General features: G+C 58.7%; 5 protein-coding genes and 1 pseudogene. 3 read left to right on the top strand and 3 right to left on the bottom strand.

The window, feature by feature from the left end; translation table 11 throughout:
* A partial coding sequence (locus AUK77_RS02725; protein ID WP_296125822.1) for a retention module-containing protein occupies positions 1–1,354 on the bottom strand: 1,354 nt, incomplete at its 3' end.
* Between the two features lie 434 nt (positions 1,355–1,788).
* On the opposite strand from AUK77_RS02725, the gene AUK77_RS02720 reads away from it, so the two are divergent.
* The 3 genes from AUK77_RS02720 to AUK77_RS02710 are packed head-to-tail and all read left to right on the top strand — an operon-like array spanning position 1,789 to position 6,697.
* Positions 1,789–3,144 carry a TolC family outer membrane protein gene (locus AUK77_RS02720; RefSeq protein ID WP_296125821.1) on the top strand — a complete coding sequence of 452 codons (1,356 nt, stop codon included), beginning with the start codon at positions 1,789–1,791 and terminating at the stop codon, positions 3,142–3,144.
* Between the two features lie 34 nt (positions 3,145–3,178).
* Positions 3,179–5,329: a type I secretion system permease/ATPase gene (locus tag AUK77_RS02715; protein WP_296125824.1), complete on the top strand. Its 2,151-nt coding sequence runs from the start codon at positions 3,179–3,181 to the stop codon at positions 5,327–5,329.
* Between the two features lie 9 nt (positions 5,330–5,338).
* Positions 5,339–6,697 (top strand): HlyD family type I secretion periplasmic adaptor subunit, encoded by a 1,359-nt coding sequence (locus tag AUK77_RS02710; protein ID WP_296125819.1) that lies wholly within the window; start codon positions 5,339–5,341, stop codon positions 6,695–6,697.
* A 9-nt stretch (positions 6,698–6,706) separates the two neighbouring features.
* On the opposite strand, the gene AUK77_RS02705 is transcribed toward AUK77_RS02710, so the two are convergent.
* A complete protein-coding gene (locus tag AUK77_RS02705; protein WP_296125818.1) occupies positions 6,707–7,318 on the bottom strand; it encodes a DTW domain-containing protein in 612 nt (203 codons plus the stop codon).
* A gap of 74 nt (positions 7,319–7,392) precedes the next feature.
* Positions 7,393–8,433: pseudogene (locus AUK77_RS02700) on the bottom strand (methyl-accepting chemotaxis protein); the annotation flags it as partial.
* Positions 8,434–8,601: the final 168 nt, after the last annotated feature.

The raw sequence follows: 8,601 nt of genomic DNA, 5'->3' as shown, positions 1-8,601 counted from the left end.
AGAGGTTATCGAGCAGGTTCAGCGTCACTTCACCGCTTGCCGGGTCGATGGTCAGGGTGAAATAGGCCACGCCGCCGGCGCTGCCGGTGATGACGTTGTCCACTTGGTTGAGAACGATTGGCTCGCCTTTGCCATCGGCTGCGCTGGCATCCACCGCAAACAGACCGCTCGACACATCGTCGCCGCTCAGTTCCAAGCGGTACACGGTGCCGCCTACACCGGCACCATCTGCGCCGTATTGGCTATTGAATTGATCCTGTACCGCCGCTGCACTCAGCACCGCGCTGGCCACGCCATCGCTGCCAGTCCCCCCGAGGCTGATCAGGCTTTCATCAACGATGGCCAACCCCCACTCGCTTGGTTCTTCGCTCAATTGCGCCTGCGGGCCGTCGTCGTTTATCAGTACGTTGATGGCGACGGTCGGCGATACATCACCGTCCAGATCAAACATTCGCACGGGGAAACTTTCACCAACCTGATCCGCCGCCCCGGTGGTGTTCGGGTTGCTGTGGTCCAGCGTGTTAGTGCTCAGGGTGTAGGTCCAGTTGCCGGCTGCATCCACACTCAGCGTGCCGTATTGCCCCTGCACCACACCGCCGGCGGTGACATCCACCCAGTTGCCGTCCACATCCTGAATTTGCAGCGCAGAAACCCCATCCGGGGAGTTGATGATGATCGTGCCGTTTGCCTGTTCAGCCGGACTGTCCGCATTGCTGCCGGCGTCCAGCGCCTCTTCGTCCACCAGTGCAGGGCCGGCAATCAATGAGCCCGTGCCATCTTGGTATTCGATTTCCAACTCGGGGCTGAAATCCACAACAACAGGGGCGGCATCAGCCGCTGCCGGCTCTGCATCTGGAAACTCAGGTGCAACACTCAACCCTGCCGTTGGGAAGCCAATGGTTGGGTCTAGCGAGCCGCCGGTTTCACTCAGTAAGACAAAGGAGTTGCCACCTCCTGCGCCTCCCGCACCGCCTGCACCACCCGCGCCTGGGCCCGCAGCTGTGGCTTCGCCCTCAAGCGTGGGGTCGATACCCGCCTCAATGGCTGCTTGCAGTTGCTCCACATCAGTAAGGTCTGCATCGCTGGGGGGTGCAGTGGCTGCAGGTTGGTTAAACGCTGGCTGATCGCTATTAGCGGCGAGCATCTGCTCGGTGAGGTTCAGGCTGCTGTCACGCCCAAGGGTGAGTTGTCGCCCGTTACTCAGGGTGATGGCAATCGCGCCACCTGCGCTGGTGATTAATTGTTCACCGGCAAAAACCTGATCGCCTTCGCTGAGTGGCCGACGTGTTCCGTCGCCTGCCACTGCAAAAACCTCGCCGATAACCTGACTGACGACACCCACCAAAGTAGCCATGATTCCATCCTCACTACCGCTGCCGACCACCGTCGACACGTATGTCAAATAGGGTCAAACACCCTTCGAGAAGAACGAAAAACTACTGGCTTGAGGAAAACGACGGTTTACCTAAAAAAGATAACGACAAAAAAATGTCACCCAACTTTGCACCGTCCACCGTACCAGCGCCATCGCGCCCCGAAACGCACCTGCCCCGCTCAAAAAGACCTTAAAGTCGCTGTATACAGCGAAAATAAAGGCCTACAGGTGAAAACAATGTGCTGCTTTTCTCAGCAAGCATAAGATTTTTTTTGAATAAGGCTTGTAGCAATTCTTTCTTAGCTAAAGTGAAAAGTGTTCTTAGCTTTGATGTTACAAAGCTCGTTAAAGAAAAAGCCGAATAAAGTCATTTTATTGGCGACTGGACTGAACATTCAAAAGGAGTCTTACCCATGCGCGTACTCACCCCTCTTTGGAGCAGCATCGTTCTAGCGGCGATATGCACTCCAGCTCAGGGCATCACATTGTCTGAGGCGATTCAAAGCACGCTCGACAATCACCCTGAAATTCATGCGGGCGTGAACAGTCGCCTTTCATCGGATGAAGAGGTAAAGATTGCCAAAGGCGGTTATCTGCCCACTGTCGACCTGCTCGTTGGCTATGGTCGCGAACACACCGACAGCCCCAGTACGCGTGCACAGGGCGATCACAACAGCGAAACCCTGAACTACGGCACATCAGAGCTACGCCTGCGGCAAATGCTCTTTGATGGTTTCAACACCCCCAACGAAGTCGGCCGTACCCAAGCCGTGGTGAACTCACGGGCCTACCGACTGCTGGGAACCTCTGAAAGCCTGGCCTTGCGCACAGTCGAGGTTTATCTGGACTTGCTCATGCGTCGTGAGATGGTCGAATTGGCGCGCAACAACCTGCAGGCCCATCAACGCATCAACGACCAAATCAGCCTGCGCAGCCAGCAAGGCGTCGGCAGCACGGCTGACCTGGATCAATCCGAAGCACGTTTGGCGCTGGCCGAAAACAACCTGTACACCGAGCAGGTCAATCTGGCCGATGCCGAGGCCAACTTCTACAGTGCCGTTGGCCGCTTGCCAGATGAACTGCAATCCCCGGCGTCGTTGAAAGGCTCCCTGCCGGGAACCTTGAGTGATGCCCGCGAAGTTGTGATGGCCAACAACCCCTTCCTCAAGTCAGCGCAATCCGATGTGCACGCGGCCGAGAAGCAATACGAAGTGGCTAAATCAACCTTCTACCCACGGGTCGATCTGGAACTGGCCACTAACGCCGACAACGATGTGCAGGGCGACGAAGGCCATCGCAACGGTTGGCGCGCGGCAGTGGTGATGAATTACAACCTGTTCAATGGCATGCGGGACAAGGCGCGCCTGCAATCCACGTCGCATCAGGTCAATGAGTCGATGGACATCCGCAACAATGCTTTGCGTGTGCTCAACGAAAACCTTTCCCTGGCTTGGAATGCCATGGAAAACGCTCGCCTGCAGACGCCCAAAGCACGCGATTACGCCGACTACACCGCGCGGGTTCGCGAGGCATACCAGCAGCAGTTCAGCCTGGGACAACGCACACTGCTCGACTTGCTCGACAGTGAAAACGAGTTGTTCACCGCCAACCGGCGTTACAGCGAAGTGCGCTTTGGCGAGGAGTTCTCCATGTACCGCGTCACGGCTGCAATGGGTGATTTGCTGCGCCAGCAGCAGGTGGTTGTGCCGGCAGAAGCCGTGGCCCTCAACGAAGTAAAAAGCGAGGCGCGTTTGCCGGACATGAAGTAAACCGACAGATAAGGAGTAGTCGATTTTGACCAGCATGGAACGGCCGGGGCTATCCAGCGACCCGCGTCTGCATCACGACGACCCTCTGCTTGATGGCCTGCTGATCCTCTGCAAACTGCACGGCTGCCCCGCCAGCCGTGGCAGCCTGAGTGCCGGCCTACCACTTGCGGAGCAACGTCTCAGCGCTGATTTGTTAGCACGAGCAGCGGCGCGAGCCGGGCTACAAGGCCGCTTGCTGCAACGCGAACTGACCAGTATTTCTGCGCTAAACCTGCCGGTATTGCTGCTGTTAAAAAACGGTCGCAGTGCGGTATTACGCAAATGGGGCGACAACGACACGGCACAAATTCTGCCCTGCGAAGCCGAGGGCGGCGAGCAATGGGTCAGCCGCGAAGAGTTGGCTGCCGAGTACAGCGGCCAGGCCTTTTTTGCTCGCCCACGCCATGACCTGGAAGAGGCGCGCAACCCGCTGATCCCGCGCATTGAAGCCTGGTTTCGCGACACCTTAAAGCTGTCGCGCTGGCTCTACACCGATGCCGTTTTGGCCAGTTTGCTGATCAACTTGCTGGCCCTGATGGTGCCGTTGTTTGTCATGCAGACCTACGACCGCGTGGTGCCCAACCAGGCGCTTTCAACGCTCTGGGTGCTGGTGATCGGCTTGATGATTGGCATGGGCTTTGAGTTGTTGCTGAAAATTTTGCGCTCGCACCTGCTCGATACCGCCGGTAAAAAAACCGACGTGGTGCTTTCAGCCACGCTGTTTGAGCGCATCACCGGCATGTCGATGCATGCCCGCCCCGCCACAATAGGTGGCTTTGCGCAGAGCATTCATGACTTTCAGGGGCTGCGCGAATTTCTCACTGCCGTCACCCTGACCAGCCTGATAGACCTGCCCTTCTCGTTTTTGATGTTAATCGTCATCTGGTTGATCGGCGGCTGGCTGGTGGTGATTCCGCTGTTGGCATTTCCTATCACCGCCCTATTCGCCTTTGTGATCCAGGCACGCCTGCGCGACACCGTGGAAAAAAGCCTGCAACTGGCCTCACAACGCCAGGCCTTGCTGATCGAAACCCTCGGTGGGCTGGAAACCCTAAAGGCCTGCGGGGCTGAAAGTGAGCGCCAGCACCAATGGGAGAAAACCCACGGCGCGCTCACCCGCCTGGATATCCATGCCCGTTCGTTGGCGGCCATCGCTACCAACGGCACCTTGTTTCTGCAGCAATTTGCCGGCATCGCCACCATTGTCTGCGGCGTGTACATCATCATTGCCGGGCAACTCAGTGTGGGTGCGCTGGTGGCCTGCTACATGCTCGGCAGCCGCATCCTTGCCCCGCTCGGGCAAATCGCCGGGTTGATCACTCGCTATCAGCAAGCGCGCTTAACCATGACCAGCACCGATGCGCTGATGGCCCTGCCGCAGGAGCGCCAGAGCAAACAAAGACCGCTGGACCGCACGCAACTGCATGGTGCTCTGGAGGTGCGTGACGTCACCTTCAATTACCCCGGCCAAAGCACACCGGCTTTGGCGGGTGTCAGCCTGCGCCTGAAGGCCGGCGAACGGGTCGGCATTATTGGCCGCAGCGGCTCCGGCAAAAGTACCCTGGCGCGCCTGATCATGGCGTTTTACAGCCCGGAAAAAGGGCAAATCCTGCTGGACAACCTCGATCTGCGCCAACTCGACGTGGCTGATTTACGCCACCAAATTGGTTATGTCGCCCACGATCTGCCGCTCTTGGCTGGCAGTCTGCGCGACAACCTGACCCTAGGCGCACGCTACGTGAGCGATGCGCGCATGCTCGAAGTGGCCGAGCTGACCGGCGTTACCGAATTGGCCCGGCAACACCCGCAGGGTTTTGACCGCCCCGTGGGTGAGCGCGGCCAACTGCTCTCCGGTGGACAGCGGCAAGCCGTGCTGATGGCCCGCGCCCTGCTACTCGACCCACCGATTTTGCTACTCGATGAGCCCACCAGCGCCATGGACAACACCAGCGAGGAGATTCTGCGCAATCGCCTGCAAAACTGGACCGTCGGCAAAACCCTGCTGTTGATCACTCACCGTGCTGCCATGCTCAGCCTGGTGGATCGCCTGGTGGTGCTGGACAACGGCCATATCGTTGCAGACGGCCCGAAAGACGCCGTTATCGAGGCACTGCGCAAGGGCCGTGTCGGCCCGGCAGCGGTATAGGGAGCGCGTATGCCAAACCGTCACTCACTTCGCAGCTATTTCGCCAGCCTGCGCCAGCGCAAACAAGACACCGACTTTATGCCGGAGGTCGACGGGGCCATCCTCGAAGACTCGCCTTGGTTTACCCGCATCACCGTTTGGGTGGTCAGTGCCTGCATCTTGAGCGCTCTGTTCTGGGCCTATCACGCGCAACTTGAAGAGGTCACCAGCGGCGAAGGTAAAGCCATCCCGTCCAGCAAAATCCAAGTAATCCAGAATCTGGAGGGCGGCATCGTCAGTGAGATTTTCGTGCGTGAAGGTCAGGTGGTCGAACAAGGCGCCGTGCTGCTGCGCTTGGATGACACGCGCTTTCTCTCCAGCCGGGGCGAAACCGAGGCCGACCGTCAGGCGTTGCTGGCCAAAGCAGAACGCCTCTCGGCCGAGGCTGAAGGTCGCCCACTTAATATACCCGCAGATATTTTGCGTGAGGCACCGCAACTGGCCGAGGATGAACGGGCGCTTTATCAGTCGCGCCAACACCGCCTGCAAAGCGAGCACCGCACCCTCGGCGAGCAACTGCGACAAAAAACCCAAGAGCTGGCCGAGTTTCGCGCCAAAGCCCAGCAATACCGCGCCAGCATGGGCCTGCTGCAACAAGAGCTGAATATGTCGCAACCGCTGGTGGCCACCGGAGCGATTTCCCAGGTGGAGATTCTGCGACTGCGCCGCAGCCTGGTGGAAATTCGCGGGTCACTGGACGCCACCAACCTCGCCATCCCTCGGGCAGAGTCGGCGATGGATGAAATCAAAAGCCGTATTGAAGAGTCAGAACTGGGTTTTCGCTCCGAAGCGTTCAAAGAACTCAATGAAATTCGCGCCCAGTTGCAGAGAATAACCGCCACCAGTATGGCCATTGATGACCGCGTCAGCCGCACTACGGTGGTCTCGCCCGTGCGCGGCATCATCAAACAGCTCAAGGTCAACACCATTGGCGGCGTGGTGCAGCCCGGCAGTGACATGCTGGAAATCGTGCCGCTGGATGACAGCCTGCTGATCGAAGCCAAGGTGCGGCCGCAGGACGTGGCGTTTTTGCATCCCGGGCAAAAAGCCATGGTCAAGTTCAGTGCGTATGACTTCACCATCTACGGTGGGCTCAAGGCCAGCCTTGAGTTGATCAGCGCAGACACCATCACCGATGAAGAAGGCAACAGCTTCTACCTGATTCAAGTGCGCACCGATAAAAGCCACCTTGGCAGCCCTGAACATCCCCTGCTGATCATTCCCGGCATGGTCGCCACCGTGGACATCATCACCGGCAACAAGAGCGTACTGGACTACCTGCTTAAACCCGTCTTGAAAGCCCGTTCAGAGGCCATGCGCGAACGCTAAACGTGGAGATCAGCCTGATACTTCGCGGCCATGATTGCGCTGAAAAGTCTGCTCACCCATTGCCTCGATTTGCCCCTCAATCAGCGCATCGAACGGTTTAAGCAAGGCATCAAAACGCGCCGGGGCTTCCAGTGTATTCAGCGCTTCAACAATCGCCTCGATGGTCGACAGCGCACCCGGCATGGGCGCTTTGCGCAAGCGATAGCGCGACTGCAAACCCGCCGCCAAGACCACGCGCGGCAATGCGGACACTGCCGGATTAAGGTGCAGTAATTTACGCGCCTTGCGCCACGTGCCATCGGGCACCACCAACAGCATGGGCTGTGTTGCAGCAGTAGCGGCCATAGCAGCCAAGGGCTGCGCGTGCTCCCCTGGAAACAGCAGGTAAGGTTGGTAGCCCGGTTGCTGCAAATGCGTGTCGAGTTGCTCAAACACTTCACCCACCAGCAACTGCACGTTACGCAAGCCGAGCGCTGCCAAACGCGCCGTGTTTAGGGCGTGCCGCACTTCACTGGGGTGTTGCAAGATGAGCAAACGCGTGCGGCTGGGCAAGCTGGGAATCAGGGCGCACAGGCAGCGGTCGACTGGACGTATGCAGCGCGGGCATTGCGGGCGTGACATGGGGCTCTCCTCGGCCGCGCAGTTTGCCACAATAGCGATCGAGCAGGCCTGCCACAGCGAGCCCGCCGGCCAACTTAGCGGTTAAAGCGCTCGGCCAAGCTGTGCAGGTAATCGGCCATGTCTTCCAACTCCTGCCCCAGTTGTGCGCCTTGGTGAGCTTGGTCAGCGCTGCGATCGGACAGTTGCGCAATCTGCGTGATCTGCCGGCTGATGTCTTCAGCCACATGGCTTTGCTGCTCCGAGGCAGAAGCCATTTGCTGGCTCATGCCGGTGATACGGCTGACCGCCACGCTGATGCCATCCAACGCACCGCGCACCGCTTGCACGCTTTCCACACTTTGCGTGGAAATAGCCTCGCCCTTGCCCGCCGTGGTCACTGCCCGTTCAGCGCCTGCGCGCAGGGAAGCAATGATCTGGTGGATTTGCTCGGTTGACTCACGGGTGCGCGATGCCAGCGAGCGCACTTCATCCGCCACAACGGCAAAGCCGCGCCCTTGCTCACCAGCCCGCGCCGCCTCAATCGCCGCATTGAGGGCCAACAAGTTGGTTTGCTCGGCAATCGAGGTGATCACATCCGCCACGCTGCCAATCGATTGTGTGGAGTTGGCCAAGTCGTTCACCGCCTGGCCAATATCCACCACAGCCTTGGCCATATGCTGCATCGACTCCAGGCTGCCACTGGCTAACTCCAGGCCTTGCTTAGCTAGGTGGTCAGCTTCTTCAGCCGCGTGCGAAGTGCTTTGCACATTATGTGCAACCTCTTGGATGGTGGCCGCCATTTGGTTGATAGCGGTAGCCGACTGATCGGTTTCGCTGCGCTGCTGATCCAGCATCTGCGCACCGGATCGCGACAACTGCGCCGAACGCGCGGCATGTTTTTTAACGTTGTTGCCGGCATCTTCAATGCGCGTCAGCGCCGTTTGCAAGCGCGCCTCTTCGCTGATCATGGCCATGTCCAGTAGCGCCTGTGCACCTCGGCTGTCGGTGTAGGTTTGCGCAATCAGCGCACTGGTGAAAGCTTTGGGATGCTGTGCCAAGGTGCTTTTGATCAGATTGCGTTTGGCCAGAAGTTGATACGAACCCAATGCAAATAGCACCGCTACTGTCACGCCGATTAACCAGCCGCCCGTGAGCAACGCCTGCGCACCAAGAATAAGCAGGCCGGCCAAAATAAGCGGCCATGACTGCCTGAATTCAACCCATAAGTGCAACGCTCACCCCTGCATACACTTCGTACGGTGTCTTCCAGCCCAGGCGTTTGCGTGGGCGTAAATTGATCTTCG

This window comes from Pseudomonas sp. Ga0074129 (assembly GCA_001465025.1).
In the GTDB taxonomy this organism is placed as follows: Bacteria; Pseudomonadota; Gammaproteobacteria; order Pseudomonadales; family Pseudomonadaceae; genus Aquipseudomonas.
This window is presented reverse-complemented; position numbering and strand designations above follow the sequence as displayed.

What these genes read in the sequence shown, in the direction of transcription:
- AUK77_RS02720 (WP_296125821.1), top strand. Translation starts at nt 1,789, where the DNA reads ATGCGCGTACTCACCCCTCTTTGGAGCAGCATCGTTCTAGCGGCGATA.
- AUK77_RS02715 (WP_296125824.1), top strand. Translation starts at nt 3,179, where the DNA reads ATGGAACGGCCGGGGCTATCCAGCGACCCGCGTCTGCATCACGACGAC.
- AUK77_RS02710 (WP_296125819.1), top strand. Translation starts at nt 5,339, where the DNA reads ATGCCAAACCGTCACTCACTTCGCAGCTATTTCGCCAGCCTGCGCCAG.
- AUK77_RS02705 (WP_296125818.1), bottom strand. Translation starts at nt 7,318, where the DNA reads ATGTCACGCCCGCAATGCCCGCGCTGCATACGTCCAGTCGACCGCTGC.